General features: G+C 69.9%; 26 protein-coding genes. 17 read left to right on the top strand and 9 right to left on the bottom strand.

The features are described from left to right. Positions 1-35 precede the first annotated feature (35 nt). The 6 genes from ACZ7PG_RS20980 to nicT all read left to right on the top strand — a co-directional run bounded on the left by ACZ7PG_RS20980 (position 36) and on the right by nicT (position 8,151). Complete coding sequence (locus ACZ7PG_RS20980) at positions 36-1,793, top strand: glycoside hydrolase family 3 protein (protein WP_470240825.1); 1,758 nt, start codon at positions 36-38, stop codon at positions 1,791-1,793. After that, on the top strand, positions 1,790-3,055 hold the full coding sequence (locus tag ACZ7PG_RS20975; RefSeq protein WP_470240672.1) for an exo-beta-N-acetylmuramidase NamZ family protein: 1,266 nt from the start codon (positions 1,790-1,792) through the stop codon (positions 3,053-3,055). Before ACZ7PG_RS20980 ends, ACZ7PG_RS20975 begins: the two co-directional genes overlap by 4 nt. Positions 3,056-3,101: 46 nt before the next feature. Then, complete coding sequence (locus tag ACZ7PG_RS20970) at positions 3,102-4,826, top strand: serine hydrolase domain-containing protein (RefSeq protein ID WP_470240824.1); 1,725 nt, start codon at positions 3,102-3,104, stop codon at positions 4,824-4,826. Positions 4,827-5,064: 238 nt separating this feature from the next. Continuing rightward, positions 5,065-6,039, top strand: coding sequence for a MurR/RpiR family transcriptional regulator (locus ACZ7PG_RS20965; protein WP_470240671.1), 975 nt, complete (start codon positions 5,065-5,067; stop codon positions 6,037-6,039). A gap of 23 nt (positions 6,040-6,062) precedes the next feature. Further along, positions 6,063-6,992: an N-acetylmuramic acid 6-phosphate etherase gene (locus tag ACZ7PG_RS20960; protein ID WP_470240670.1), complete on the top strand. Its 930-nt coding sequence runs from the start codon at positions 6,063-6,065 to the stop codon at positions 6,990-6,992. A gap of 61 nt (positions 6,993-7,053) precedes the next feature. Continuing rightward, the gene (gene nicT, locus ACZ7PG_RS20955) at positions 7,054-8,151 is read left to right on the top strand and encodes a Nickel transporter NicT (protein ID WP_470240669.1); all 1,098 of its coding nucleotides are present in this window, start codon (positions 7,054-7,056) and stop codon (positions 8,149-8,151) included. Between the two features lie 11 nt (positions 8,152-8,162). On the opposite strand, the gene ACZ7PG_RS20950 is transcribed toward nicT, so the two are convergent. Then, a complete protein-coding gene (locus ACZ7PG_RS20950; protein ID WP_470240668.1) occupies positions 8,163-8,885 on the bottom strand; it encodes a Fic family protein in 723 nt (240 codons plus the stop codon). Next, on the bottom strand, positions 8,878-9,375 hold the full coding sequence (locus ACZ7PG_RS20945; RefSeq protein ID WP_470240667.1) for a phosphoribosyltransferase: 498 nt from the start codon (positions 9,373-9,375) through the stop codon (positions 8,878-8,880). The genes ACZ7PG_RS20950 and ACZ7PG_RS20945 overlap by 8 nt, the downstream gene beginning before the upstream one ends. A gap of 112 nt (positions 9,376-9,487) precedes the next feature. Here ACZ7PG_RS20945 and ACZ7PG_RS20940 point away from each other — a divergent pair, with 112 nt between their 5' ends. From ACZ7PG_RS20940 to ACZ7PG_RS20930, 3 genes are all read left to right on the top strand, one after another. Next, entirely contained in the window at positions 9,488-10,090 is a 603-nt protein-coding gene (locus ACZ7PG_RS20940) for a GNAT family N-acetyltransferase (protein WP_470240666.1), read from the top strand. A 100-nt stretch (positions 10,091-10,190) separates the two neighbouring features. After that, a complete protein-coding gene (gene acs, locus ACZ7PG_RS20935) occupies positions 10,191-12,173 on the top strand; it encodes an acetate--CoA ligase (RefSeq protein ID WP_470240665.1) in 1,983 nt (660 codons plus the stop codon). A gap of 143 nt (positions 12,174-12,316) precedes the next feature. Then, positions 12,317-12,796: a DUF6319 family protein gene (locus ACZ7PG_RS20930; RefSeq protein WP_470240664.1), complete on the top strand. Its 480-nt coding sequence runs from the start codon at positions 12,317-12,319 to the stop codon at positions 12,794-12,796. 68 nt (positions 12,797-12,864) lie between these two features. Here the strand turns inward: ACZ7PG_RS20930 and ACZ7PG_RS20925 are convergent, their stop codons facing one another. Beyond that, the gene (locus tag ACZ7PG_RS20925) at positions 12,865-13,206 is read right to left on the bottom strand and encodes a cupin domain-containing protein (protein ID WP_470240663.1); all 342 of its coding nucleotides are present in this window, start codon (positions 13,204-13,206) and stop codon (positions 12,865-12,867) included. 129 nt (positions 13,207-13,335) lie between these two features. Between ACZ7PG_RS20925 and ACZ7PG_RS20920 the strand changes: the two genes are divergently transcribed. Next, entirely contained in the window at positions 13,336-14,064 is a 729-nt protein-coding gene (locus tag ACZ7PG_RS20920; protein ID WP_470240662.1) for a VIT1/CCC1 transporter family protein, read from the top strand. On the opposite strand, the gene ACZ7PG_RS20915 is transcribed toward ACZ7PG_RS20920, so the two are convergent. Beyond that, entirely contained in the window at positions 14,065-15,522 is a 1,458-nt protein-coding gene (locus ACZ7PG_RS20915) for a peptide MFS transporter (RefSeq protein WP_470240661.1), read from the bottom strand. A gap of 186 nt (positions 15,523-15,708) precedes the next feature. On the opposite strand from ACZ7PG_RS20915, the gene nhaA reads away from it, so the two are divergent. Genes nhaA through ACZ7PG_RS20900 form a run of 3 tightly spaced genes read left to right on the top strand, consistent with a single transcriptional unit; the run spans position 15,709 to position 18,367 of the window. Then, entirely contained in the window at positions 15,709-16,887 is a 1,179-nt protein-coding gene (gene nhaA, locus ACZ7PG_RS20910) for a Na+/H+ antiporter NhaA (protein ID WP_470240660.1), read from the top strand. A 60-nt stretch (positions 16,888-16,947) separates the two neighbouring features. Further along, the gene (locus ACZ7PG_RS20905) at positions 16,948-17,442 is read left to right on the top strand and encodes a phage holin family protein (protein ID WP_470240659.1); all 495 of its coding nucleotides are present in this window, start codon (positions 16,948-16,950) and stop codon (positions 17,440-17,442) included. 4 nt (positions 17,443-17,446) lie between these two features. Then, positions 17,447-18,367: an alpha/beta fold hydrolase gene (locus ACZ7PG_RS20900; RefSeq protein WP_470240658.1), complete on the top strand. Its 921-nt coding sequence runs from the start codon at positions 17,447-17,449 to the stop codon at positions 18,365-18,367. Here the strand turns inward: ACZ7PG_RS20900 and ACZ7PG_RS20895 are convergent. After that, positions 18,360-19,448 carry an FAD-dependent monooxygenase gene (locus ACZ7PG_RS20895; RefSeq protein WP_470240657.1) on the bottom strand — a complete coding sequence of 363 codons (1,089 nt, stop codon included), beginning with the start codon at positions 19,446-19,448 and terminating at the stop codon, positions 18,360-18,362. The two genes, ACZ7PG_RS20900 and ACZ7PG_RS20895, sit on opposite strands and share 8 nt — an antisense overlap. A 109-nt stretch (positions 19,449-19,557) precedes the next feature. Here ACZ7PG_RS20895 and ACZ7PG_RS20890 point away from each other — a divergent pair, with 109 nt between their 5' ends. After that, the gene (locus ACZ7PG_RS20890; RefSeq protein ID WP_470240656.1) at positions 19,558-20,439 is read left to right on the top strand and encodes a TetR/AcrR family transcriptional regulator; all 882 of its coding nucleotides are present in this window, start codon (positions 19,558-19,560) and stop codon (positions 20,437-20,439) included. On the opposite strand, the gene ACZ7PG_RS20885 is transcribed toward ACZ7PG_RS20890, so the two are convergent. Genes ACZ7PG_RS20885 through nth form a run of 4 tightly spaced genes read right to left on the bottom strand, consistent with a single transcriptional unit; the run spans position 20,436 to position 23,598 of the window. Continuing rightward, entirely contained in the window at positions 20,436-21,620 is a 1,185-nt protein-coding gene (locus ACZ7PG_RS20885; protein WP_470240655.1) for a MarP family serine protease, read from the bottom strand. The genes ACZ7PG_RS20890 and ACZ7PG_RS20885 overlap by 4 nt on opposite strands. A 3-nt stretch (positions 21,621-21,623) precedes the next feature. Next, positions 21,624-22,322 carry an NUDIX hydrolase gene (locus tag ACZ7PG_RS20880; protein ID WP_470240654.1) on the bottom strand — a complete coding sequence of 233 codons (699 nt, stop codon included), beginning with the start codon at positions 22,320-22,322 and terminating at the stop codon, positions 21,624-21,626. Next, entirely contained in the window at positions 22,319-22,918 is a 600-nt protein-coding gene (locus tag ACZ7PG_RS20875) for a TlpA family protein disulfide reductase (RefSeq protein ID WP_470240653.1), read from the bottom strand. The genes ACZ7PG_RS20880 and ACZ7PG_RS20875 overlap by 4 nt, the downstream gene beginning before the upstream one ends. Continuing rightward, positions 22,915-23,598 carry an endonuclease III gene (gene nth / locus ACZ7PG_RS20870; RefSeq protein ID WP_470240823.1) on the bottom strand — a complete coding sequence of 228 codons (684 nt, stop codon included), beginning with the start codon at positions 23,596-23,598 and terminating at the stop codon, positions 22,915-22,917. Before nth ends, ACZ7PG_RS20875 begins: the two co-directional genes overlap by 4 nt. 227 nt (positions 23,599-23,825) lie before the next feature. Here nth and ACZ7PG_RS20865 point away from each other — a divergent pair, with 227 nt between their 5' ends. The 3 genes from ACZ7PG_RS20865 to ACZ7PG_RS20855 all read left to right on the top strand — a co-directional run bounded on the left by ACZ7PG_RS20865 (position 23,826) and on the right by ACZ7PG_RS20855 (position 26,594). Then, positions 23,826-24,077 (top strand): hypothetical protein, encoded by a 252-nt coding sequence (locus tag ACZ7PG_RS20865; RefSeq protein WP_013230551.1) that lies wholly within the window; start codon positions 23,826-23,828, stop codon positions 24,075-24,077. Between the two features lie 149 nt (positions 24,078-24,226). Next, on the top strand, positions 24,227-24,901 hold the full coding sequence (locus ACZ7PG_RS20860) for a Crp/Fnr family transcriptional regulator (protein WP_003081747.1): 675 nt from the start codon (positions 24,227-24,229) through the stop codon (positions 24,899-24,901). Between the two features lie 442 nt (positions 24,902-25,343). Then, positions 25,344-26,594: an MFS transporter gene (locus tag ACZ7PG_RS20855; RefSeq protein ID WP_470240652.1), complete on the top strand. Its 1,251-nt coding sequence runs from the start codon at positions 25,344-25,346 to the stop codon at positions 26,592-26,594. Positions 26,595-26,622: the final 28 nt, after the last annotated feature.

The following is a 26,622-nucleotide window of genomic DNA, read 5'->3' as shown; positions in this document are numbered from 1 at the left end:
GGAGGTTCCATGCGCTCGCCCTGCCCGTCGCGGGGGTGCTCGCCCTCACCGGTGTGGGTGTCGCGACCGCGGCGAGTGCACCGCGGGTGAGCGTCGACGCGCAGGCGGAGGCCGCCGCGTCGCAGGCGTTGCGCGGGCTGACGCTCGAACAAAAAGTGGGGCAGCTGTTCGTCACGTGGGTGAACGGCAAGACGGCCGACGAAGTGAACCCGAAGAACCAGACGGACTTCGGCGTCGACACCCCGGCTCAGGTGATCCAGAAGTACCACCTGGGCGGCGTCATCTACTTCAACAACGACTCGCGCGACAACTTCGACGACCCCGTGCAGGTCGCGAAACTGTCGAACGGCCTCCAGAAGGCCGCCATCGGCAGCGGGGCGCACATCCCGCTGCAGATCGGCGCCGACCAGGAGGGCGGCACGGTGACCCGGATGGGCGCGCCGGCCACCGAGTTCCCCAACTCGATGGCCATCTCCGCCGGGCGTGACACAGCGAGGGCGACGAAGGCCGCGACGATCCTCGGCCACGAGCTGCGTGCCGTCGGCATCAACCAGGACTTCGCGCCCGATTCGGACGTCAACTCGAACCCCGCCAACCCGGTCATCGGCGTACGTTCCTTCGCCGGGCAGCCCGGCCTGGCGAGCCAGTTCGTCACCGCCGAGGTCAAGGGCTACCAGGACTCCGACTTCCCGGCCAAGACCGTCGCGGCGACCGCCAAGCACTTCCCCGGCCACGGTGACGCGGCCACCGACAGCCACACCGGCCTGCCCCGGATCGACCGGACCGAGCAGGAGTGGCGCGACATCGACGTGCCGCCGTTCAAGGCCGCCATCAAGGCCGGCATCGACTCGATCATGACCGCGCACATCCAGTTCCCCAGCCTCGACCCGTCGCTGGAGCCCGCTACGCTGTCGAAGCCGATCGTCACCGGCAAGCTGCGCAACGAACTGCACTACAACGGCGTCGTCATCACGGACTCCCTCGAAATGCAGGGCGTTCGCGAGATGCACAGCGACGCCGAGATCCCGGTCCTCGCGCTCAAAGCCGGCGTCGACCAGCTGCTCATGCCGGTGCACCTCGACGTCGCCGTCAACTCCGTGCTCGCCGCCGTGAAGTCCGGTGAGATCCCGATGCAGCGGATCGACCAGAGCGTGCTGCGCGTGCTGAAGCTGAAGTTCGAACGCGGCATCCTGTTCTCGCCGTTCAACGACCCGAACCGGGTGATGAAGACCGTCGGCACGCCGGCGAACCTCAAGACGGCGCAGGACATCGCCGACCGCGGCATCACGGCCGTCGCCAACGACGCCGGCGTCCTGCCGCTGAAGCAGAAGCCCGCCACGGCGCTCGTGACCGGCTGGGGCGTCTCGACGACCGCGACGCTCGCGCAGAAGCTGACCGCCCACGGCACGGCCGCGACGGCGTACCAGACCGGTCAGGCTCCAACCGACGCTCAGATCGCGCAGGCGGTCGCGAACGCCAAGAACGCCGACCTCGTCGTCGTGCTGACCAACAACATCGGCGGCTTCCCCTTGCAGACCAAGCTCCTCGACGCCCTGCAGGCCACCGGGAAGCCGGTCGTCGCGGTCGCCGCGCAGATCCCGTACGACGCGGGCTACCAAAGCACCGTGAAGACGTGGCTGGCGACCTACGGCTACATCGGGCCGACGCTGGAAGCCTTGGCCAAGGTCATCCTCGGCGAGACGAAGCCGGTCGGGAAGCTGCCGGTCGACATCCCCGCCGGGGCCGACGTGAACACCGTGAAGTACTCCTTCGGCCACGGGCTGACCTGGTGAACCTGAACCGGCGTCACTTCCTTGGCGCGGGCGCGCTCGCGGTGCCGTTCCTGGCGGGCGGCTCGGCCGTCGCCGGGGCCCAGCCCGAGCCCCAAGCGCATCCCACCAGGGTCCTCACCGGCGCCGAGCAGCTGGCCGCGCAGGGCTGGCGGTCCTTCAAGGGCCGCAAGCTCGGCGTCCTGTCGAACCCGACCGGGGTCCTGCTGAACGGCGACCACATCGTCGACTCGATGGTCGCGGCCGGCGTGCGGCCGGTCGCGGCCTTCGGGCCCGAGCACGGTTTCCGCGGCAGCGCCCAGGCCGGCGGCTCCGAAGGCGACTACACGGACCCGCGCACCGGCGTGCCCGTGTACGACGCGTACGGCGCCGACGCGACGAAGCTCGCTTCGCTGTTCACCAAGGCGGGCGTCGACACGGTCGTCTTCGACATCGCCGACGCCGGCGCGCGCTTCTACACCTACATCTGGTCGCTCTACACGGCGATGGTGGCCGCGGCGCAGGTCAAGGCCGCCTTCGTCGTGCTCGACCGGCCGAACCCGATCGGTGGCCGGGCGGCCGGCCCGCTGCTCGACCCGAAGTTCTCGTCGGGGATCGGGAAGAAGCCGATCGTCCAGCAGCACGGCATGACCGTCGGCGAGCTGGCACGCTTCTACGCCGAAGAGTTCCTCCCCGGCGAAGGCGTGAAGCTGGATCGCCTCGAGGTCGTCCAGGTACGCGGCTGGCAGCGCGACACGCTCTTCGCGCAGACCGGGCTGAACTGGGTGCTGCCGAGCCCGAACATGCCGACGCCGGACACGGCGCTCGTCTACCCGGGCACCGGCATGTTCGAAGGCACGGTGTTCTCCGAAGGCCGCGGCACGACCAGGCCGTTCGAGATCATCGGCGCGCCCGGGCTCGACTGGCGCTGGCGCGAGAAGCTCGAAGACCTGCGGTTACCCGGGGCGAAGTTCCGCGAGATCTACTTCGTGCCGACGTTCAGCAAGTTCGTCAACCAGACCTGCGGGGGCGTGCAGGTCAGCGTCGACGACCCCAGGGCCTTCGACGCGATCCGCACCGCGGTCGCCATGCTCGTCACGGCGAAGGCACTGCACCCTGACGTCTTCGCGTGGCGCCCCGACAACTACATCGACAAGCTTTCCGGGTCCGACCGGCTCCGGACCATGGTCGACGCCGGCGCGGGCGTCGACGAGGTCACCGGGGCCTGGCGGGCCGAGCTCGCCGAGTTCGACAAGAGACGTCGCCACTACCTGCTCTACCGCTGAGGGGGCACTCGTGCGTGCTAGGAAGGTCATCGCCGCGGCCACCGGAGTGCTGGTCGCATTGACCACGTTGACCTCTGGAGCCAGCGCCATCACCGGACACCACGACGACGCGGGCCGCTTCGACCGGCCGCAGCAGGGCTTCGCCCCGGCGTGGACGACGCTGCGCACCGCGAGTCCCCGGGAGGTGAACCTCGACCCGGCGCCGATCAAGGCCGCCGAGGACTTCCTCGCGAGCTGGACGAAGCCGGACGCCACCGGGCACCCGCACTTCTCCGGCGCGGTCGGGCTGCTGGCCCACGACGGCGTGGTCGTCGACCGGTACGCCGTCGGCGGCGCGGTGCGGTACGCCGACGCCGCGGGCACCGAGCTGCCGCCCACCCAGCAAGTGCCCATGAAGAACGACACCATCTTCGACATGGCTTCGATCTCGAAGCTGTTCACCTCGATCGCCGTGCTGCAGCTCGTCGAACGCGGTCAGCTCACCATCGACACCCCGGTCAGCAAGTTCTTCCCGGAGTTCGCGACCGGCGACAAGGCCGCCATCACCATCAAGATGCTGCTCACGCACGTCTCCGGGTTCGACGCCGACCCGATCCCGTCGCTGTGGGCCGGTTACCCGGACATCCCGTCGCGCCGGCAGGCGGTGCTCGACAGCCCGCTGAAGAACAAGCCGGGCACGACCTACCTCTACTCCGACATCAACCTGCTCACGCTCGGCTTCATCGTCGAGAAGCTGACCGGGCAGACGCTGGACAAGGTGGTCCACGACCGGATCACCGCGCCACTGGGCATGGTCGACACCGGGTACAACCCGCCCGCGTCGAAGCTGAACCGGGTGGCCGCGACGGAGTACGAGGCCAACCCGCCACGCGGGATGGTGCGCGGCAGCGTGCACGACGAAAACGCGTGGTCGCTCGGCGGCGTCGCCGGGCACGCCGGGGTGTTCAGCACCGCGAACGACATGGCCACCCTCGCCCAGACGATGCTCAACGGCGGCAGCTACCGCGGGCACCGGATCCTCGGCGAGGACACGGTGCGGCAGATGATGCTGACCAACTACAACCAGCAGTTCCCGGACGACGCGCACGGCCTGGGCTTCGAGCTCGACCAGCCCTGGTACATGGGCGCGCTGGCGTCCCCGGTCACCGCCGGGCACACCGGTTTCACCGGGACGACGCTGGTCATCGACCCCGAGTCGCGCTCCTTCGCGATCCTGCTGACCAACCGCGTGCACCCGAGCCGCAACTGGGGCTCGATCAACACCGCGCGCCAGGTGTGGGCGACGTCGCTGGCCAGGGCCATGGCCGTGAAGCCCGAGGTCGGGAAGGACGCGTGGACGAGCACGCTGGGTAACGCGAGCGCCGCCACGCTGAGCACGCGTCCGTTTACTACGCAAAGTGATCAAGCGCGCGTGTCCTTTTACGCCTTCGTGGACACCGAGGGAAGCACTGATCCATTACAGCTGCAGACCTCCACCGACGGGGTGAACTGGCAACCGATCGCGCTCTCGGTTTCCGGGCCGGGTGCACCCTCCGGAGATGTGACGTCGCTCTCCGGACACGGACACCGTGCCTGGTGGAAGGCGAGCGGCGTGCTGCCCCAAGGCGCGTCGGTGAGCCTCCGCTGGCGTTACAGCACCGACCCGAACTACACGGGACGCGGTGTTTCGGTCGACGGTGTGAAAGTCACCGAGAGCGGCCGATCACTCCTCGACGGTGAACGAAACCCCGCCGCTTTCGTCGCAGAGGGTTGGCAGTTGAGCGCAAGGTGACGGCACGGTCGCGCACCGTCGATCCGATGGCGGATTTAACCGTCTCCTTGCCGTTTGCGCCGCGACACTAAGTTGCCAAGTCGTTAGCTTGACCTCGTTAACAAGACCGACCTGGTTGGCGACTTTCTGGTCAGTGATTAATCGCAAATCCAGATCCGCAGACACGGACGGGTTGCGATAGGACTGAAGGGTGTGGGTAGCCTTGTCGCAGATGCCAACGGTTAGTAACTTTCCGACGGTGAGTGATACCGAATCCGTAGTCGGCACGGCACCGTCCGAGCCCGTATCGGTCCAGACGACCGCACGGGACGCGGACTCGAGCCCGCTGGTGCGCATCCGGTCGTTGCTCCCCGGCCTGGCCCGCGCGGAGCAGCGCGTGGCGAAGGTGGTGCTGGAGGATCCCGCGCACGTCGCGAGACGCAGCATCACCGAAGTCGCTCTGGCCGCGAACACGAGTGAGACGACGGTGACGCGCTTCTGCAAGGCGGTCGGCGTCGGCGGGTACCCGCAGCTGCGCATCGCGCTGGCCGCGGACACCGCGCGCACCGAAGCGCGCACCACGCGCAACCTCGGCGGCGAGATCGGCCCGGACGACGACCTGGCGGCCGTCATCGGCAAGGTCAGCTTCGCCGACGCGCGGGCCGTCGAAGAGACGGCCGACCAGCTCGACGTCGCCACGCTGGAGCGCGTGATCGAGGTCGTCGCGAGCGCCGGCCGCGCGGACGTCTACGGCGTGGGCGCCAGCGCGTTCGTCGCCGCGGACCTGCAGCAGAAGCTGCACCGTATCGGCCGCGTGTGCTTCGCGTGGTCGGACACGCACATCATGCTGACCTCGGCCGCGGTGCTGAGTCCGGGCGACGTCGCGATCGGCGTCTCGCACACCGGCGCGACCACCGACACCGTCGAGGCGCTGCGGGTGGCCCGTGAGCACGGCGCGATCACCATCGCCGTGACGAACTTCCCGCGGTCCCCGATCACCGAGGTCGCCGACTACGTTTTGACCACGGCGGCGCGGGAAACCACGTTCCGTTCGGGAGCGACGGCGAGCCGCATCGCCCAGCTCACCGTCATCGACTGCCTGTTCATCGGCGTCGCGCAGCGGCACATGGACGCGTCGGTCAACGCCCTGGACGCCACCAGGGACGCCGTCGGCTCGCACCGCCTGGGGGTCAGGCCGGACGGCCGTCGCCGTCCGCGGGAAACCGGCAAGTAATGACCGGAGAAAATGTGAGGCGCATGATGACCGTCCCCGTGCAGGCGGTGCACGTCGATTCGCCGACCGAAACCCGCAATCCCCGCACCACGGACATCGACCTGATGTCCACCGCGGGGATCCTGGGCGCGATCAACGCCGAGGACCGCACAGTCCCCGGTGCCGTCGCCGCGGTGCTGCCCCAGGTGGCACGAGCGGTCGACTACGCGGTGGACGCCCTGCGGGCCGGTGGCCGGGTGCACTACGTCGGTGCGGGGACGTCCGGGCGGCTGGCCACGCTGGACGCGGCCGAGCTCGTGCCGACGTTCAACGTGCCGTCGGACTGGTTCATCGCGCACCACGCCGGCGGCGAGCGCGCACTGCGCCAGGCCGTCGAAAACGCGGAGGACGACGACGGGGCCGGCGCGGCCGAGATGGCCGCCATGGTCCAGCCGGGCGACTTCGTGCTGGGGCTGACGGCGTCGGGGCGGACGCCGTACGTCTTGGGCGCGCTGCTCGCCGCGCAGCGCCAGGGTGCCCACACCGGCCTGGTGTCGGGCAACGCGAAGGCGGCCAAGCCGGCGGGCGTCGACGTGCTCATCGCCGTCGACACCGGCCCGGAGGCGATCGCCGGCTCGACGCGGATGAAGGCGGGCACGGCGCAGAAGATGATCCTCACGTCGTTCTCCACGGCGACGATGATCAAGCTGGGCCGCACCTACTCCAACCTGATGGTCAGCATGCGGGCCACGAACGCGAAGCTGCGCGGCCGGACCATCCGCATCCTGCAGGAAGCCACCGGCATGACGATGGCGGACTGCTCGGACGCGCTCACCGAGGCCGGGGGCGACCTCAAGGTGGCGCTGGTGCACCTGCTGTCCGGGGAAGACGTGAAGAGCGCCGCGAAGGCGCTGCACGCTTCCGGTGGACATGTCCGAAAGGCGCTGGATCTGGTGCGGGTGCGCGCCAGCTAGAACTGATTGCCGTTCATCTGTTCACCTGTCTAACCTCTCAGATGAGGGAAGGCGGGCGGCGATGGCGGGCACGGGAACGACCGAGGACTCGCGGCGCGGGCTTTCGCGCCGCGAGTGGGTGTCGATCGGCGGGATGGCCGGGTTCATCCTGCTGCTCAACGTCGTGGGCTGGGTGGTGCTGGCGGCTTTCGTCGCGCCGCGGCACTACGACCTGGGCGCGTCCGGCGTCTTCGGGATCGGGCTGGGTGTCACGGCGTTCACGCTCGGCATGCGGCACGCCTTCGACGCCGACCACATCGCCGCGATCGACAACACCACCCGCAAGCTGATGGCCGACGGCCAGCGTCCGCTTTCGGTCGGTTTCTGGTTCTCCCTCGGGCACTCGACGATCGTCTTCGCGCTGTGCCTGCTGCTGTCGCTCGGCGTCCGCGCACTGGCCGGGCAGGTCGAGGACGACTCGTCGGCGCTGCACAACGCGACCGGCCTCATCGGGACGTCGGTCTCCGGGGTGTTCCTGTACGTGATCGCGATCCTGAACCTCGTGGTGCTGATCGGCATCCTGCGGGTGTTCAAGCGGATGCGCCACGGCGACTTCGACGAAGCCGCGCTGGAGCACCACCTGAACAACCGCGGCGTGATGAACCGCCTGCTGCGCGGCGCGACGAAGTCCGTGCGCAAGCCGTGGCACATCTACCCCGTCGGCGTGCTGTTCGGCCTGGGCTTCGACACCGCGACCGAGATCGGGCTGCTGGTGCTCGCCGCCGGCGCCGCGACGTTCGCCCTGCCCTGGTACGCGATCCTCGTGCTGCCGATCCTGTTCGCCGCCGGGATGAGCCTGTTCGACACCGTGGACGGCTGCTTCATGAACTTCGCCTACGGCTGGGCGTTCGCGAAGCCGGTGCGCAAGATCTTCTACAACATCGCGGTGACGACGCTGTCGGTCGCCGTCGCGTTCGTCATCGGCACGATCGAGCTGGTGTCGATCCTCACCGAGAAGCTGGACATCACGTCGGGGCCGCTGGCCGCGATCGCGTCGGTGGACCTGGACTACGTCGGCTTCGGGATCGTCGGGTTGTTCGTGCTGACGTGGGTCGTCGCGCTCGCGGTGTGGCGATTCGGGCGCATCGAAGAGAAGTGGTCGGCGAAACTGACCACTTAGCCGGTGTCAATTCAAGAAGCGGCGTCCGAGATGCTCTTCGCTTCGCGCGCGCCCGCTTCGAACGCTTCGCAGTTGAAGAGCAGCCACGCGCGTACGCCGTCCGGCGTCCCGCTCGCGAATCCTTCGGCCGCTTCGAGATAACGCGGCACCCGGCGGAAGAACGCGACTTCGGGAATGCTCAGGGACTTCGGGTCCAGGCCCGTCGCGATCATCGTCAGCCGCGCCGCGGCCCTGGCGACGACGCCGTCCGCGCTGCCGAACGGCTTGAGCGCCAGCAGTTCCCCGTGCACGACGGCCGTCAGGACCGGACCCGGCACGGACGTCGCGCCGGTCACCAGCTGGGCCAGCAGCTCCAGGCGGCCGCCGCCGGAATGCGGGCGCCCCAACGCGTCCGGGTCGTCGACGAGGTCCGCGGCGGCGAGAACATGCATGCGCGCCAACGCTTGCATCGGTGCCCGGCGCCACGTCGGGAGCAGCGTTTCCAACGACTCCGCGACGCGCAACGCGCCGGCCAGGGTCGGGTCGGCGACCGAGCCGTCGGCCGGCAGTTCGGGATTGGCGCCCTCGATGCCCGCGGACGCGCGAGCCGCGCGGACCGACGCTTCGGCCGCGGTCGCCGCGCCGCCACGGAGGTTCGCCGGAAGCCGGTGCACCGCGAACACCGCGTCCTGCGCGGACTTCGCGGCCGCGGCGACGCCTTCGAGGTCGAGGAGGGGCTTGAGCGGATCAGGCATCGAGGACCTGGCCTTCGCGGGAGACCACGGGCGGCAGCACCGACCACGGGAAGTTGATCCAGCGGTCGGTGTGCCGCCAGACGTACTCGCACTTGACCGTGGAATGCGGCTTCTCGTAGACGACGGCCGAGCGCACCTCGGCGACGTGCTCGACGCAGTAGTCCCGGACCAGCTTGAGCGTGGCGCCGGTGTCCGCGACGTCGTCGGCGATCAGCACCTTCTTGCTCGTCAGGTCGACGACGTTGGGCACCGGCGGCAGCATCACCGGCAGGTCGAGGCGCTGGTCGACGCCCGTGTAGAACTCGACGTTCATCACGTGCAGGTTCTTCACGTCGAGCGCGTAGCCGAGCGCACCGGCGACGAACAGCCCGCCGCGCGCGATGGACAGGATGAGGTCCGGCGCGAAGCCGTCGTCGGCGATGGTGTGAGCCAGTTCACGGCTCGCCGTGCCGAACAGCTCCCAGCTCAGCTCTTCCCGCTCTTCGGCCATCGATCTCGCCCTTCGTCGTGGTCAGCCGAGCATAGGCAACGCCGAAGTGGACTGTGGAAATGCTCGGAAATTGGCTATCAGAGAAAGCCAATGTGGGGCTTACGGTGATCACGTGAGCGACTGGAGCACCCGACCGACCCTGTCCGGCGAGCACGTCCGCCTGGAGCCGTTGACCCTCGAGCACGCCAAAGGCCTGCTCGAGGCCGGCGCCGACCCGGGCATCTGGGCGTGGCTGAGCATCCGGCAGCCGGGGGATCTCGCCGAAGCCGAGCGGATGGTCGAGCAGACGCTCGCCGACCCCGACCGGCGGCCCTTCGCGCAGATCGACGTCCCGTCCGGCCGCGTTGCCGGGACGACGTCGTACTACCAGGTCGTCGAGACGCACCGGATCCTCTCGATCGGGCACACGTGGATCGGCGCGGACTGGCAGCGCACCGGGCTGAACACCGAGTCGAAGCTGCTGCTGCTCACCCACGCGTTCGAAACCCTTGACGCGCAACGGGTCTGCTGGGAGACCGACATCCGCAACCTGCGCTCGCAACGCGCCATCGAACGGCTTGGCGCGCTTCGCGAAGGCGTCCTGCGGGCGCACCGGATCCGGCCGGACGGCTCGTCGCGCGACACCGTCACCTATTCGATGCTGGCGCCGGAGTGGCCCGCGGCGAAGGCGCGGCTGAACGAACGCTTAGTCACCGGGGCTCGCCTGCCTCGGTGAAACCGCGGGGCAACGTGGGTGCAACCTTTTACAAGGCGGACTAACGTCGCTAGCGTGCCGCTAGCCGTCATGTCGGCGCACTACAGGAGGCCTTGCAACCATGACCGAGCAGTCCCCAGCCCTGGACAACCTGCTCACCGAGAGCCGCACGTTCCCGCCCAGTGACGATTTCGCTGCTCAGGCCAATGCGAAGGCCGATCTCCAAGCCGAGGCGGACGCCGATCGCGAAGCGTTCTGGGCGAAGCAGGCGGAGCGGCTGACGTGGGACACGAAGTGGACCACGGTACTGGACTGGACCAATGCGCCGTTCGCGAAGTGGTTCGTCGGCGGCAAGCTGAACGTCGCGTACAACTGCGTCGACCGGCACGTCGAGTCCGGGCACGGCGAGCAGGTCGCGATCCACTGGGTCGGCGAGCCGGGTGACACGCGGGACATCACCTACGCCGAGCTGAAGACCGAGGTTTCCAAGGCCGCCAACGCACTCACGTCGCTGGGCGTCACCGCGGGCGACGTCGTGGCGATCCAGCTGCAGATGGTCCCCGAGGCCATCTTCGCGATGCTCGCGTGCGCCCGGATCGGTGCGCTGCACAACGTCGTGTTCGGCGGCTTCTCGCCGACGGCGCTGCGGGCCCGCGTCGACGACGCCGCCGCGAAGGTCGTGGTCACCTCCGACGGCCAGTTCCGCCGCGGCAAGGCCGCGCCGATGAAGGCCAATGTCGACGAAGCGCTCGAAGGCGCCGAAACCGTCGAGAAGGTCATCGTCGTGAAGCGCACGGGCGACAAGCTCGAAGGCGACGTGCCGTGGACCGACGGCCGCGACCTCTGGTGGCACGAGCTCGTCGACGGACAGTCCGAAGAGCACACTCCCGAGGCCTTCGACAGCGAGCACCCGCTGTTCATCCTCTACACGTCCGGGACGACCGGGAAGCCGAAGGGCATCCTGCACACCTCCGGCGGCTACCTGACGCAGACGGCGTACACGCACCACAATGTCTTCGACCACAAGCCCGGCGAGGACGTCTACTGGTGCACCGCCGACATCGGCTGGATCACCGGCCACAGCTACATCGTCTACGGCCCGCTCGCGAACCGCGTCACGCAGGTCGTCTACGAAGGCACGCCGAACACCCCGCACGAGGGCCGGCACTGGGAGATCATCCAGAAGCACAAGGTCTCCCTCTACTACACCGCGCCGACGCTGATCCGCACGTTCATGAAGTGGGGCGCGGAAATCCCGGAGAAGTACGACCTGTCGTCGCTGCGGGTGCTGGGCTCGGTCGGCGAGCCGATCAACCCCGAGGCGTGGATCTGGTACCGCGAGAACATCGGCGCGGGCAAGGCCCCGATCGTCGACACGTGGTGGCAGACCGAGACCGGCGCGATCATGATCTCGCCGCTGCCGGGCGTCACCTCGACCAAGCCGGGCTCGGCGCAGCGGGCGCTGCCGGGCATCTCCGCGAAGGTCGTCGACGACCAGGGCAAGGAGGTCGGGCCCGGCGGTGGCGGGTACCTGGTGCTCGACAAGCCGTGGCCGTCGATGCTGCGCGGTGTCTGGGGCGACGAGGAGCGCTTCCGGGACACCTACTGGTCGCGCTTCAAGGACCAGGGCTTCTACTTCGCCGGCGACGGCGCCAAGTACGACAACGACGGCGACATCTGGCTGCTCGGCCGCGTCGACGACGTGATGAACGTGTCCGGCCACCGCATCTCGACGACCGAGGTCGAGTCGGCGCTGGTCTCGCACCCGACGGTGGCCGAGGCCGCGGTCGTCGGCGCGACCGACCCGACGACCGGGCAGGGCATCGTCGCGTTCGTCATCCTGCGCGGCAACGCGGTGGACGGCGGCGAGGAGGCGATCCAGGCGCTGCGCAACCACGTCGCGAAGGAGATCGGGCCGATCGCGAAGCCGCGGCAGATCATGGTCGTGCCGGAGCTGCCGAAGACGCGCTCGGGCAAGATCATGCGCCGTCTCCTGCGCGACGTCGCGGAGAACCGGCAGGTCGGCGACGTCACCACGCTGGCCGACTCGTCGGTGATGGACCTGATCTCGTCGGGCCTGAAGACGGGCAAGTCCGAGGAGTGAGCTAGCGTTCTCGTAGTCAGGGCCCTTCCGGCTTCGCGCCGGGAGGGCCCTGTCAATGACACCCCGAGTGGCACGGCTCGAACGCATGTTCTACGCTGTGCCGCGAACCACACCCCCTTCCCGGGCAAGGAGACGACACGACGATGACCGTGGATGTCCTGACGCACGACGAGGAAACGGCTTCGGCTCCGGTTTCGGCTGAGACGCCGGAGGTTTCCGCCGACGAGGCGACCGTCACCGAGTCCGCGTCCCCGGCCGCTTCGGAAAGCCCGGCTGAGCCGGCTGCCGAAGAGGCCCCCAAGCCCAAGCGCGGCCGCCCGAAGGGTGCGGCGACCGCGTCGACGGCGAAGAAGACCCGCACGGTCGAGCTGACCCTCACGGTCACCGGCACCGCCGACGGCGAGTGGCAGGCCGAGCTGAAGAACGGCTCGAAGTGGGTCGCGAAGGGCCTCGAGATCCCGGCGGCGGCGGTGTCGCGCGCGGCGAAGGAGCTGCACGCGGACCTGTCGGGCCCGATCGACGAGGTGATCAACCAGGCCCGCGAGGCGCAGGCGGCGAAGGTCGCGGCGCTGGAGGCCGAGCTCGAGAAGGCCAAGCAGGCCCTCGCCGAGCTGGACGCCTGAGCTTCACTCCAGGGAACGCCCGGTGCCGCATTCGCGGGGCCGGGCGTTTCCGCTTTCCGGGGGCAGGCTCAGCCGATTGGCGGACGCCCTGGCAGCGGGGACTTGAACTCCACCCACATCGAGTCCGTCAGCGCTTCCACGTGGTGGGCCACCCCCTTCGGGTGCAGCACCGAGTCACCCGGCTCCAGTTCCGTCTCCACGCCGTCGACCGCTCCCCGCAGCCTCCCCGACAGGACGTAGACGATCGAGTCGTGGTCGTGCGCGTGGCCCGGCGAGGCCACCCCCGCCGGGTAGTGGATCAGGTACGCCAGTCCGCTCTCCGCCGTCTCCAGCAGCCGGAACCGGCCCTCGCCGCCCTGGAGTGGCAGGCCCTCCACCGTCTTCAGCGGCTGCCACACTTGGTCGTCCATGGCACCCATGATGACCCAGAACCGCGGAGTCCACACAGGACTGGCTTAGGTTAGGCACGCGTTATTTAGGCGGACCTGACCCAAACCGGAGGTCTCGCCACGATTCTCCGTTCGTGTTTCACTGGTCCGGTGACCGAAACGATTGACGGTGACGCCGTGGAGCACGCCCACGAACCGCACCAGGACGTGGGCGGGAAGCTCAACTGGCTGCGGGCCGGGGTTCTCGGGGCGAACGACGGGATCGTGTCGGTCGCCGGCATCGTCGTCGGGGTCGCCGGCGCGACCACCGAAAGCACCACGATCCTCACCGCCGGAATAGCCGGGCTCGTCGCCGGCGCCTTTTCCATGGCCGGCGGGGAATACGTCTCGGTGAGCACCCAGCGCGACACCGAACAGGCTTTGCTCCGGCTGGAAAGGCTGGAGCTCAAGACGATGCCGGAGGCCGAGGAGCGGGAGCTCGCGGAGATCTACGAAGGCAAAGGGCTTTCGCCGGACCTGGCGAACCGGGTCGCCCGCGAGCTGACCGAAAAGGACGCGCTGCAGGCGCACGCGGAGGCCGAGCTCGGCATCGACCCGGACAACCTGACCAGCCCGTGGCAGGCGGCGTGGGCGTCCCTGATCGCGTTCTCGGTCGGCGCGCTGCTGCCGCTGCTCTCCATCGCCTGGGCCGGCGTCTCGATGCGCGTCTGGGCGTGCGCCGCCGCGGTCGTCGTCGGCCTCACGCTGACCGGGTGGGTCAGCGCGAGGCTCGGCGACGCGAACGTGAAGCGAGCGATCCTCCGCAACGTCGGCGTCGGCGCGCTCACCATGGTGGTGACCTACTTCGTCGGGGTGATCTTCGGCGTCACCGTCGGCTGACTAGTGCACGCCCTTCATCAGCTTGCGGATGAAGGGGATGCCCAGGAACAGCAGGACACCGACACCGATGGCGACCCCGCCGACCGTGCTGAAGTACGGCGCTTCGTCGTCGACCGAGTAGTACTCGGCGAGCTTGCCGGACATCGCCGTGCCGAACGAGATCGACAGGAAGTTCAGCGCGACCATCTGCGTCCGGAACGCCGCCGGCGCGAGCTTCGTCGACAGCGACAGCCCGACCGGTGACAGGCACAGCTCGGCGATCGTGAAGACGAACAGGATGCCGACCAGCGCGAGCATCGGGCTCGCGTTCTTGCCGCTGCCCACCATCGGCAGGAACAGCAGGAACGCCGCGCCCATCAGCACCGTGCCGAGGACGAACTTCATCGGCGTCGACGGCTGGCGCTCGCCGAGCTTCGTCCACAGCGCCGCCAGCAGGGGCGCGAACACGATGATGAACACCGGGTTGATCGAGTTGACCCAGGGCACCGGCAGCTCCCAGCCGAACAGGCTCCGGTTCAGCCGCTGGTCGGTGTAGGCCGCGACGACCGTGAACTGCTGCTGGTACAGCGAGAAGAACACCGCGCTGGCGATGAACATCGGGATGAACGAGAACACCCGGCTGCGCTCGTCGCCGGTGATCTTGCGGCTGGTCAGGATGACCAGGAAGTAGATCACCGAGATCACGCCGACCACGATGACGACGACGTCGGCGAGGTTGCCCGGGTTGACGACGCCGGTCAGCACCAGCACCACGATCGCCGCCACCAGCAGGAGGGCGCCGCCGATCGCGAGCGCGCGCTGCGACGACGGCAGCGGGTTCGGGATCTCCCTGGCCTTGTCGCCGAGGTTCTTGCGGCCGAACGTGTACTGGGTCAGGCCGAGCGCCATGCCGACCGCGGCGAGCCCGAAGCCGAGGTGGAAGCCGACCTCCGTCTGCGCGAGCCCGGTCAGCAGCGGCCCGACGAAACCGCCGAGGTTGACGCCCATGTAGAAGATCGTGAAGCCGGCGTCACGCCGTTCGTCGCCGTCGGCGTAGAGCGTGCCGACGATCGCCGTCGCGTTGGACTTCAGCCCGCCACTGCCGACCGCGACGCAGACCAGGCCGACGCCGATCCCGGTCAGGCCCGGCAGGAGCGCCAGGCTGAGGTGCCCGATCATGATCAGCACGGCGCTGTAGAACAGCGTCCGTTCGGAGCCGAGCAGCCGGTCGGCGACCCAGGCGCCGATGACGGCGGAGAGGTACACCAGCCCGCCGTACGCGCCGACGATGCCGAGCGCGGACTCCTGGGCCAGGCCCAGGCCGCCCTGTTCGACCTTGTAGTAGAGGTAGATCGGCAGGATGCCGAGCATCCCGTAGTAGGAGAAGCGTTCCCACATCTCCACGCCGAAGAGGTTCGCCAGTCCTCGTGGGTGCCCGAAGAACCTCGTGTCCTGCTGGACCTCGGTAGAGGTGCTCACAACTCTGTCTTCCTTTGTCTCGGACTTCGTTGTCGTTTCGCATGCTAGGAGCACACCGTGTGACCCACCACCGGCACCCCGTGTGGCGGTGGCCATAACGGTCCGTGACAAAGAGGGATTAAAATAACGTCAAGGTGCGCCGGGAAGTCTGGTCGGCAACAGTGATCAGCGACCCCAGGAGCTGCCGTGTCCCGTCCGTTGAGCGAGTTCGCGCGCTACCTGCGCACCGAAACCACCGGCGGTCTCATCCTGCTCGGCGCGACCGCCGTCGCCCTGGTCTGGGCCAACTCCCCGCTGCGCGACAGCTACCACGCGCTGCGCGACCTCCGGCTCGGTCCGGAGCTCCTGCACCTGAACCTGACCATCGGCGACTGGGCGAAGGACGGTCTTCTCGCCCTGTTCTTCTTCGTCGCCGGGCTGGAGCTCAAACGCGAGCTCGTGATCGGCGAGCTGTCCCGGCTCAAGCAGGCCGTGCTGCCCGTCGTGGCCGCGGCCGGCGGCATGGTCGTGCCGGCGCTCGTCGCGCTCGGCGTCGGCTGGGGGACGCCGGGGATCGAGCGGGCCTGGGCCATCCCGGTGGCGACGGACATCGCGTTCGCGCTCGGTGTGCTGGCCCTGACCGCGTCGAACCTGCCCTCGAGCGCCCGGGTGTTCCTGCTGTCACTGGCCGTCGTCGACGACCTCGGCGCGATCGTCGTCATCGCCGTGGTGTTCACGACCGGCTTCGACCTGGTCGCGGTGGCCGTGGCGGTGGCCGCGCTCGCGTTGTACGCCTTCCTGCAGCACCGGCGCGTCCGGACGCCGTGGCTGTACGTGCCGCTCGCGCTGATCACCTGGGTCGCGGTGCACTCGGCGGGCATCCACGCGACGATCGCCGGCGTCGCGCTGGGCCTGCTCACCCGCGTCCGCGCCGACGAGGACGAGGCCGAAGCACCGGCGCTGCGGCTGGAGCACCGGCTCCAGCCGTGGTCGGCCGCCGTCGCCGTGCCGGTGTTCGCGCTGTTCGCGGCCGGGATCTCGGTCAACGCCGACGCACTCGGCGCGGTGTTCACGACGGCGCTGCCGCTCGCCGTCCTCGCCGGGCTGCTCGGCGGCAAGGTCGTCGGGATCCTCGGCGCGAGCCTGCTCGCCGTGAAGCTCGGCGCCGCGGAAAAGCCGCGCGGGACGGGCTGGCGGGACATGGTCGCGTTGTCGGTGCTCGGCGGCGTCGGGTTCACGGTCAGCCTGCTGATCGCGGACCTCGCCCTGCCGGCGGGCGCGAGCGAACTGGCCAAGGCGGCGGTGCTGATCGCGTCCGGCGTGGCCTCGCTGCTCGCGGCGGTGCTGCTCCTGCGCCGAAGCCGGGTGCACGCCCGAGCGGAGTGATCTCGCGACACTCGGCTACGCCGCCGCGCCTCGACAAAGGACACATGGCACGATGACCCGGTGAGCAGCCCCAAGCACGAACGCACCGGCCCCGACGGCGTGGGGGCCGTGCCTTACCTCCCGCTGTCCTCCGACTCCGACGTCCCCGGCGACCAGTCGATCGGCAGGCTCGTCGGCGACGCGACCCAGCACATCTCGACCCTGGTCCGGGCCGAGATGGAGCTCGCGAAGTCCGAGCTGGTCGGCGAGGTGAAGAAGGGCCTCAAGGGGGCCGTCTACTTCCTGATCGCGCTGACGGTCTTCCTGTACAGCACGTTCTTCCTGTTCTTCTTCGCCGCCGAAGGCCTCGCCGAGTGGGTGCGCTACCGCTGGATCGCGTTCGGCATCGTGTTCTTCGTGATGCTGCTCGTCGCGGGCGTGGCGGGGTTCCTCGGCTACCGCAAGGTGAAGAAGTTCAAGGCACCCGAGCGGACGATCGCCAGCGTCAAGGAGACCGCCGCCGCGCTCAAGCCGCAGAAGGCGCCCGACGCCGACCTGACCACCACGCGCGACTGAGTCGTTGCACGCGTCCCCCGATCCGTCGAGCGTCCGGCTCGACGGCCCATGGGCGCACCGCGACGTCTCCGCGAACGGCATCCGGCTGCACGTCGCCGAGCTCGGCGAGGGGCCCGTCGTGGTGTTGCTGCACGGGTTCGCCGAGTTCTGGTGGACCTGGCACCACCAGCTGCGGGCACTGGCCGACGCCGGGTTCCGCGCGGTCGCCGTCGACCTGCGTGGCTACGGCGACTCGGACAAGCCGCCCCGCGGCTATGACGCGTGGACGCTCGCCGGGGACGTCGGCGGCCTGATCAAGTCGCTCGGGGCGCGCCGGGCGCACCTCGTCGGGCACGCGTGGGGCGGCATGCTCGCCTGGACGGTCGCGTCCCTGCACCCCCGGCTCGTGTCGTCGGTGACGGCGATCGGCGCCGCGCACCCGCTGGCTCTGCGGTCGGGGGCCGGCCGTCCGTGGCGTGGCCAGGGCCGCGCGGCCGGCCACCTGTTCCGCTTCCAGGTCCCGATGGCGCCGGAGAAGTGGCTCGTGAAGAACGACGCCCAGGCCGTCGAGGACCTGTTCGGCGCCTGGGCCGGGAGCCGCTGGCGGTCCACGACGGACTTCACCGAGAGCGTCGGCGCGTTCCGGCAAGCGATGCTCGTGCCCGGGGTCGCGCACAGCGCGCTCGAGTACTACCGCTGGGCGTTCCGCGCGCAGTTCCGCGGTGAGGGCCGCCGGTTCACCGACGCCGTCGACGCCCGGATCACGGCGCCGACGCTGCAGCTGCACGGCGCCGACGACACCTGCATCCTCCCCGAGACGGCGACGTCGTCGGTGCGCTGGGCGGGCCCGCACGCCGAGCCGGAACTCTGGCCCGGCGTCGGGCACTTCCCCCACCTCGAGGTCCCCGAGCGCACCTCGGCGGCTCTGGTGGACTTCATCAAGTGAGGTCGATGGCGTTCTTCGCCCGCTCGACCGACTCCTCCGCCGGACCGCCCGTCGGGTTCTCCGTCGCCAGCGCCTGGTTGAGCTCGACGAAGGGCCGCATTCGACGCTCGTAAGCCGCGAAGGCCGCTTCGCGCTCCGCACGGCCCAGCTCCTGCGCGAGGACGTACGCGCCGACGAGCGCGAGGCTCGTCCCCTGCCCTGACAACGCCGAAGCGCAGTAGGCCGCGTCGCCGAGCAGTACGACCCGGCCCTCCGACCAGCGGTCGAGGTGGATCTGGGCCATCGCGTCGAAGTAGAAGACGTCCGCGGCGGCCATCGCCTCCAGCAGCTTCGGCACCTCCCAGCCGATCCCGCCCAGCCGCTCGGCGATGAGCCGCTTCTGCCCTTCGACGTCCTGGCGGGGCAGCGGCTCCGACCCGAAGCCGAGGGTGACGCGCAGTTCGGTGTTGTCGCGGACCGGGTAGATCGCCCCGCCGGTCTCCTCGTGCCGGAACCAGACCTGCCAGTCCTCGAGCCCCAGGAAGTTCGGCGCCGGGAAGATCGCCAGGTACTGACCGAGGTGGGTGGTGAACTCCTCCTCCGGTCCGAAGGCCAGCCGCCGCACCGCCGAGTGCAGGCCGTCCGCGCCGACGACCAGGTCGAACGTCCGGAACCCGCCGCGCTCGAACTCGACGCGCACGCCGTGCGCGTCCTCCGTCAACGCCGTGACCGAGTCGCCGTAGACATACTCGACGTCGGCCGCGTCCTGCAGGATCGCGACGACGTCGTCGCGCAGGATCTCGAAGTCGTCGCTGTCGAGGCGGCCACTGCTGTAGGTGAACTCCTCGGACCGGAACAGCTCCTGCCCGGTCCCGTCCACCACGGACATCCCGCGCATCCGGGTGCGCACCGCCCGCATCCGCTCGCCGAGACCCATCGCGTCGACGACGTCGAGCGCGACGCCACGCACGTCGATCGCCTGGCCGCCGGTGCGCGGGCCGGGCGCGCGCTCCACGACGGTCACCGCCCAGCCGGCGCGGGCCAGGAACCAGGCCAAGGTGCCGCCGGCGACACCCGCACCGGAGATCAGGACGTTTCGCATTGTTCCTCCAGAGTCGTACGCTTGTGTGCACCACAGTGGAGATGACACAGTTCAAGCGACAAATCTGTCCTAGTACAGATTGCTCTCTGTGCTAGGTCAGGAGGCAACCGTGAAGTACGTGGTCATCGCCGACGAGCTACGTGCCCGGATCGCGCGTGGCGAGCTGCCGCCGGGTGCGCGCGTGCCGTCGACCCGGCGGCTCGCGGCCGTCCACGGCGTCGCGATGGCGACCGCGGCCAAGGCCCTGGCCCTGCTGAGCCAGGAGGGGCTGGTGCGCGCCGAGCCGCGGTCGGGCACGGTCGTCGCGAGCCGGGAGCGACGCGGCAGCCAGCGGGGACTGACCCGCGACCGGATCGTGCGCACGGCGATCGACATCGCCGACGCGGAAGGCCTGGCCGCGTTGTCCATGCGTGGCGTCGCCGCGCGGCTGGGCGCCGCGACCATGGCGCCGTACAAGTATGTGAGCGGCAAGGACGAGCTCGTGCTGCTGATGGCCGACGCGGCGTACGGCGAGCGCGGCTACCCGGAGGACCCGCCGCCGGGCTGGCGGGACCGGCTGACGCTCGGCGGCCGGACGCTCTGGTCGCTCTACCGCCGGCACCCGTGGCTGGCCCAGCTCGCGCCGGTCACCCGTCCGCTGCCGCTGCGCAACCTCGGCCTGCACGCCGAATTCGCGCTGGCCGCGCTGAGCGAGCTCGGCGTCGACGCGGCGACGCTGTGCGATCTCCACGTGCTGTTCTTCAGCTACGTCCAGGGCATCGCGATCCACCTCGAACGCGAGCAGCATGCGCTGGCCGCGTCCGGGCTGTCCGAGGAGCAGTGGATGGACAAGCAGGCCCCGGCGATGGCGCCGATGATCAGTGGCCGCCCGGTGTTCGCCAAGATGCTCCACGAGCTCGGCGAAACCGGCTACGACCTGGTGCTCGACGACATCTTCGAGTCGGGCATGCGAGCCCTGCTCGACGGTCTCGCGCTGCGGTTCGGGCGTTAGGCGGCGCAGGAGCCGGTGGACACGTTCGTCGACTGCGACGGCGCCGCGTCGACCTCCGCCCGCACCTGCTCGGCGGTGAGCGTGAAGCCCGTCTCCGGGTCCTCGACCGCAGCGCCGAACACGACGCCGATGACCTTGCCGTCCGGGGTCACCATCGGGCCGCCGGAGTTGCCGCTGCGGATCTCCGCGCGGACGGTGAAGACGTCCCGCTGCACGGTGTTCGCGTCGTAGATGTCCGGGCCGCGCAGGTTGATCCGGCCGCGCACGCGCGCCGGCGTCGCCCGGTACGGGCCGTCGAGCGGGTAGCCGAGCACGATCGCGCTGTCGCCGGCGGTGGCGGTCTCCGGCGCGAACTGCAGCGCGTCGGCCCGCAGCCGCGGTACGGCGAGCACCGCGATGTCGACCTCCGGGTCGAAGTACACGACGCGCGCCGGGTAGTCGCCCTGCGTCGTCTCGATGCCGACGGTGTCGGTGCCGGCCACGACGTGCGCGTTCGTCATCACCCGCTGAGGTGCGATGACGAACCCGCTGCCCTCCAGCGACCGTGAGCACGAGCTGGCGCTGCCGCGGATCTTGACGACGCTGCCGTGCAGCGCCTGGACGGTCCCGCTGCTCTGCAGGGCCGGGTCCGGCGGCGAGGTGTCGGCCGTCGGGGCCTTCTGGAACGGGTCGACTATCGACGGGAAGCCGGACGCGTCGAGCAGCTTGCGCAGCTGGCTCGGGAAGCCCTGCGCGGCTTCCGGCATGGCGTCGTTGACCTTGCCGAGCACGACCGAGCCGTTGATCGCCTTGGCCAGCCCGGGCAGGCCGGACACGGTCGTCAGCGGCGTCGCGATCAGCCACGCCACGATGAAGACGACCAGGGCCTGCACGACCGCGCCGAGCGACTTGTCGACCCCGGACAGCTTGTCCGGGTTGATCTTCTGCCGCAGCCTGCGGCCCACGTAGACGCCGAGCGCCTCGCCAAAGGCGACCAGGAACACCACGGTCGCGACCGCGAAGGCGACCTTCCACACCGGGTCGTCGAAGAACGAGACGACGACCGGCGCGAGCTTGATCCCGGCGAGCGCGCCGAGCACGACGCCGACCAGGGAGGGCAGCGCGACGATCACGCCCTGGTATGCACCGGACACCGCCGCCAGCACGGCCAGCAGCAACACCAGCACATCGACCCAGTTCACTCGCTACTCCTCGCCTTGCAGGCGCGCCTGGAACGCGGCCAGCGCTTCGTCGAGGTCCCGGACGTCGTCCGAGTCCCATTCGCGCTCCCAGCCTCCCAGGCCGAGCAGAACGGACAGCAACCCGGCGGTGAAGCCCCACACGAACAGGCCGTTGACCTCGAAGGCCGGGCCCTTCCACGGCATGCCGGCCTTCTTGATCGTGAACCGGTTCGCCGGGTCGACGAGGTCGGCGACGGCGACGCGCGCGACGGACGCCGTCTCGCCCGGGTCGACCGCGTGCACCGGCGACGGCTCGGCCCAGTACGCCAGCACCGGCGTCACGGCGAAGCCGGACACCGGGACGAACAGCTCCGGCAGCACCGCGACCGGCTGGACGCCGGACGGGACGACTCCGGTCTCTTCTTCGGCCTCGCGCAGCGCGGTGCCGACCGGGCCGCCGTCGCCGTCCTCGGCACCGCCGCCGGGGAACGCGACCTGCCCGGCGTGCGAGCCCAGCGTGTCGGCCCGGCGCTGGAGCAGGATGTCGGGCTCGCCGTCGGCTTCGCGCTCGCCGAAGAGGATGAGCACCGCCGCGGCGCGCGTGTAGGCGTCCTCGGGCGGGCTGAACCGGGTGAACGTCTTCGAATCGACCTCGGCGCTGACCTTGACCAGCGGCCGGAGCCACTCGGGCACCGACTCCGGCTCGACCAGTGGTCCGATCACGATGCCCCCTCGACTGCCGCGCGCACCTGGTCAGTGTTCCCGAAGGTGCGTGGATTCGCGATGAACCGCACCTCGCCCGCGGCGGTGACCAGGTAGGACGCCGGGAGCGACGAAGGCACCTTCAGCGCCGTCCGGACGGGCCCGCTCCGCCCGTCACCGTCGAACACCGACGGTAGGTGCACGCCCAGGTTCGCCAGCAGGTTCAAGCCGTCCTTCGCCGGGCTCTGCACCTGGACGCCGAGCACGCGCACGGCACCCGGCTGCTCGGCGTACCGCTGGAGCACGGGCAGCTCGGTCCGGCACGGCTCGCACCACGACGCCCACACGTTGACCAGCACCGGAGCGCCCGCGAGGGCCTTGCCGACGTCGACGCTCACGCCGTCGCCGAGGCAGTCCGCTTTGACGCCTTCGAGCTGCTTCACCGGCTGCGCCGGGCCGGGCGCGGGGCAGGGCCGGAGCGCCGCCGCGGACCGGGCCGGAGCCAGATCTCCCGACGGCTTCGCGGCGCTGTCGTCACCCCCGCGGGGCAGCAGCGCGACGATGAGCGCCACCGCCAGCACAGCGGCGGCCAGCGCCCATTTGGTGACGGTCGTCACCGGGGCGCCGCCAGCGCCAGGATGTGGTCCTTTTCGACGCCTTTGACCAGCTTCGCGGCTTCTTCGAACCCCGTCGGGCCGGTGCCGTACGACGGGCAGTCCCTGGCCAGCGGGCAGGCGCCGCAGGCGGGCTTCTTGGCGTGGCAGACGCGCCGGCCGTGGAAGATCACCCGGTGGGAGAGCATCGTCCACTCCTTGCGGGGGATCAGCTCGCCGACCGCGTGCTCGACCTTGACCGGGTCCTCTTCGGTCGTCCAGCCCCAGCGCCGGACCAGCCGGCCGAAGTGGGTGTCGACGGTGATGCCCGGCACGTCGAAGGCGTTCCCGAGCACGACGTTGGCGGTCTTGCGGCCGACGCCGGGCAGCGTGACGAGGTCGTCGAGCTTGCCGGGGACCTCGCCGTCGAAGCGCTCGACCAGCGCCGCGCCGAGCCCCATCACGGAGTTCGCCTTGGCCCGGTAGAAGCCGGTGCTGCGGAGGTACTCCTCCAGCTCGGTGCGGTCGGCGCCCGCGTAGTCGGCGGCGGTCGGGTACCGCTTGAACAGCGCGGGCGTGACCAGGTTCACCCGGACGTCGGTGGTCTGTGCGGACAGCACGACCGCGACCAGCAGTTCCAGTGGAGTGGTGAAGTCGAGCTCGCAGTGGGCGTCGGGATACACGTCGTCGAGGCAACGCTTCATCCGCCTGGCGCGTCTCACCAGAGCTAACCGGCTTTCACCAGCGCCCTCTTGGGGGGCGTTCGTGGTGGCAGGTGGCACCCCGATAGCCTACGGGCGCCGTCGGACGAGCCGGTCAGTGCACCGGTGGACGACCGACACGCCAGAGCACCACCTCGGCGCAGTTTCCCGGCCGCCATGAGCGAGGATCTGGAGTAGATGCTTCCCACTGAAACTTTTGGGGTCCGGTCATGACTGTCTGGTTCGTCATCCTGGTCCCCCTGGTGATCATGTTCTTCGCGCTCTTCATGGAGCGCGTGGAAAGCAGGCTCAAGCACGTCGCGGTGCAGGAGAACGAGGTCGAAGAGTTCCTCGAGCAGGCCCAGCCCAACGAGGTCCGGGCGCTCTACGGGCACGGCATCGGCCGCGCGCTCGAGCTGTTCCGGCTGCGTAGGCTGGGCGGACGGGCGGCCAGGCTTCGCGCGCGGCGCGTGCGGAGTTAGGCTCCACGTTCGAACGAGATCATCTGGCGGGCGCGCGCGTCCGGCAGGCGATCTCGCGAGTACGCCCTAGACTGACGCGCAAGTGATCGGCGTCACGCTCTTCCAGCCAAGGGAGGGCGTGAACGTTTCTCGACGAGGAGGCACCCGAGGTGGATGAAACCCTGGCCCGTGCGGGCATTTTCCAGGGTGTGGAGCCGGCAGCGGCGGAGGCGCTGGCCCAGACCTTGGAATCCGTGGAGTTCCCCCGCGGCCATGTCATCTTCAACGAGGGTGAGCCCGGCGACAAGCTGTACATCATCCAGTCCGGCAAGGTGAAGATCGGCCGCAAGTCCCCGGACGGCCGGGAGAACCTGCTGGGCATCTTCGGCCCGTCGGACATGTTCGGCGAGCTGTCCATCTTCGACCCCGGCCCCCGGACGTCGAGCGCGACCACCGTCACCGAGGTCCGCGCGGTCACCATGGACCGCCCGGCGCTGCGGCAGTGGATCTCGACCCGCCCGGAGATCGCCGAGCAGCTGCTGCGCGTGGTCGCGCGCCGCCTGCGCCGGACGAACAACATGGTCGCGGAGCTGATCTTCACCGACGTCCCCGGTCGCGTGGCGCGGGCGCTGCTGCAGCTCGCCCAGCGGTTCGGCAGCCAGGAAGCCGGCCTGCTGCGGGTCACGCACGACCTGACGCAGGAAGAGATCGCCCAGTACGTCGGCGCGTCGCGCGAGACCGTCAACAAGGCGCTCGCCGACTTCGCCCACCGCGGCTGGCTGCGGCTCGAGGGCAAGAGCGTGCTGATCCTGGACCCGGAGCGGCTCGCCCGCCGGGCCCGCTGAGTTCTTCTCGCAAGAAGGCCTCCTCACCCAGGTGAGGAGGCCTTCTTCACGCTCCGTTCATCAACAACGCTGGAAACAGTCAACGCTGTTCAACAACAAAGAGCCGGGCGCCACCCCCGACGTGGCGCACCGGCTCTTCGTTTGTCGCGCGGACCATCCCCCGACGATCCGCGCTCCCCGCCCTCCGGACCAGGCCCCGACCCATATGCCGGAGGGAGCTGGGTTGTGTGCTGTTGTTCAACCATCACGGCCCATACCCACGAATTCAAGGCCATTCACTCTCAAGGACGCCGTCCACGCGGTTTTGTTGCACGAGTCCACGGAGAATATCGTGAGTGTTACCCGATCGAGACCTCACGTGCTCCACTTCCAGTCTGCCGGTGACGCACCTGACCGTCAAATAACTGGTACCGACGTACCACTCTGCGGCATACTGGTACGCGTGTCCCACTCTGAAGGTCGTACGTCCCTGGCCGACTACCGCAGCGCGCTGACGACCCGCGCCGCCCGGTGGCCTGCCATCGCGTCCGTGCTCGCCCGCCTGCCGATCGCCATGATCGGCATCTCCGCGCTGCTCTACGTCCAGCGCGAGACCGGGTCCTTCGCCGCCGCCGGGCTGGTCTCGGCCGGTTCGCTCGTCGGTGTCTCGGTGGGCGCGGTGATCCAGGGCAGGCTGATCGACCGGTTCGGCCCGACCCGGCCGCTGCTCGTCGTGGCGGTCACCTTGGCGCTGTCGATGACCGCGCTGGTGACGTCGATCGAGTCGCACGCGCCGACCGCGGTGATGGTCGCACTGGGCGCGGTCACCGGGCTGTCGGAGCCGATGGTCGGGTCGGCGTCCCGCGCGCTGTGGGCCCGTCTGCTCCCCCCGGGCGGCGCGCGCAACGCGGCGTTCTCGTACGAAGCGATCAGCATGGAGGTGTTCTTCATCCTCGGTCCCGGCCTGGCCGGGCTGCTGGTCTTGGCCCCGTGGGCGGGCACCGGCCTGGTGCTGGGCGTCGCGCTGCAGTTCACCGGCGCGGTGCTGTTCGCGCTGAGCCCGGTGGTGCGCGCTTGGCGAGCTACCCCGCGTTCCGGTGGTTCACTGCTGGGCGCGCTGGCGAGCCCGGGCATGCGGACGCTGGCGCTGGCCGCGCTCGGCTTCGGCGTGGTGATCGGGTTCGTCGAGGTGGCGGTCCCGGCGTCGGCGACCGAAGCGGGCTCCCCGACGTTCGGCGGGTTGCTGCTTTCGGCGTGGTCCCTGAGCTCGGTGGCGTTCGGCGTGGCGTACAGCCTGCGCCCGTGGCCCCGCCGGATGGGCCTGCGGTTGCCGGCGTTGCTCGGTGCCTTCGGGGCGCTGGTGGCGCTGCTCGCGTGGCCGTCGTCGCTGTGGGGCCTGGCGCTGATGATGCTGCTGGCCGGGGCGTTGATCACGCCGCAGTCGACGGCGCACTCGTCGGCGATCGAGCTGGTGGCGCCGTCCGGGACGGCCGCGGAGGCGTTCGGCTGGGTGCTCACGGCGGTGACGCTGGGACTGGCCGCCGGTCAGTCGGTCAGCGGGTACATCGTCGAGCACGCCGGGCCGTCAGCGGCGTTCCTGGCCGCGAGCGTGGCCGGGTTGCTGCTCGCGGTGGCGGTGTGGCTGCTGCGGGGGACGATCCGGGAGCCCCAGCGGGTCACGCCGGTTTCGGAACTGGTCGGCGCCGGGCGGTAGGCCGTTTTTGTCGGTGCCCCGCGCTAGC

This window comes from Amycolatopsis sp. NPDC114504, assembly GCF_055633595.1.
The sequence above is the reverse complement of the archived record's forward strand: the minus strand, read 5'-3'. Positions and strand labels throughout refer to the sequence as shown.

Excerpts from the sequence above, each read along its gene's own strand:
- nth (WP_470240823.1), bottom strand. The coding sequence starts at position 23,598 with ATGAAGCGTTGCCTCGACGACGTGTATCCCGACGCCCACTGCGAGCTC.
- ACZ7PG_RS20895 (WP_470240657.1), bottom strand. The coding sequence starts at position 19,448 with ATGCGAAACGTCCTGATCTCCGGTGCGGGTGTCGCCGGCGGCACCTTG.
- nicT (WP_470240669.1), top strand. The coding sequence starts at position 7,054 with ATGGCGGGCACGGGAACGACCGAGGACTCGCGGCGCGGGCTTTCGCGC.
- acs (WP_470240665.1), top strand. The coding sequence starts at position 10,191 with ATGACCGAGCAGTCCCCAGCCCTGGACAACCTGCTCACCGAGAGCCGC.
- ACZ7PG_RS20945 (WP_470240667.1), bottom strand. The coding sequence starts at position 9,375 with ATGGCCGAAGAGCGGGAAGAGCTGAGCTGGGAGCTGTTCGGCACGGCG.
- ACZ7PG_RS20950 (WP_470240668.1), bottom strand. The coding sequence starts at position 8,885 with ATGCCTGATCCGCTCAAGCCCCTCCTCGACCTCGAAGGCGTCGCCGCG.
- ACZ7PG_RS20865 (WP_013230551.1), top strand. The coding sequence starts at position 23,826 with ATGACTGTCTGGTTCGTCATCCTGGTCCCCCTGGTGATCATGTTCTTC.
- ACZ7PG_RS20930 (WP_470240664.1), top strand. The coding sequence starts at position 12,317 with ATGACCGTGGATGTCCTGACGCACGACGAGGAAACGGCTTCGGCTCCG.
- ACZ7PG_RS20925 (WP_470240663.1), bottom strand. The coding sequence starts at position 13,206 with ATGGACGACCAAGTGTGGCAGCCGCTGAAGACGGTGGAGGGCCTGCCA.
- ACZ7PG_RS20960 (WP_470240670.1), top strand. The coding sequence starts at position 6,063 with ATGATGACCGTCCCCGTGCAGGCGGTGCACGTCGATTCGCCGACCGAA.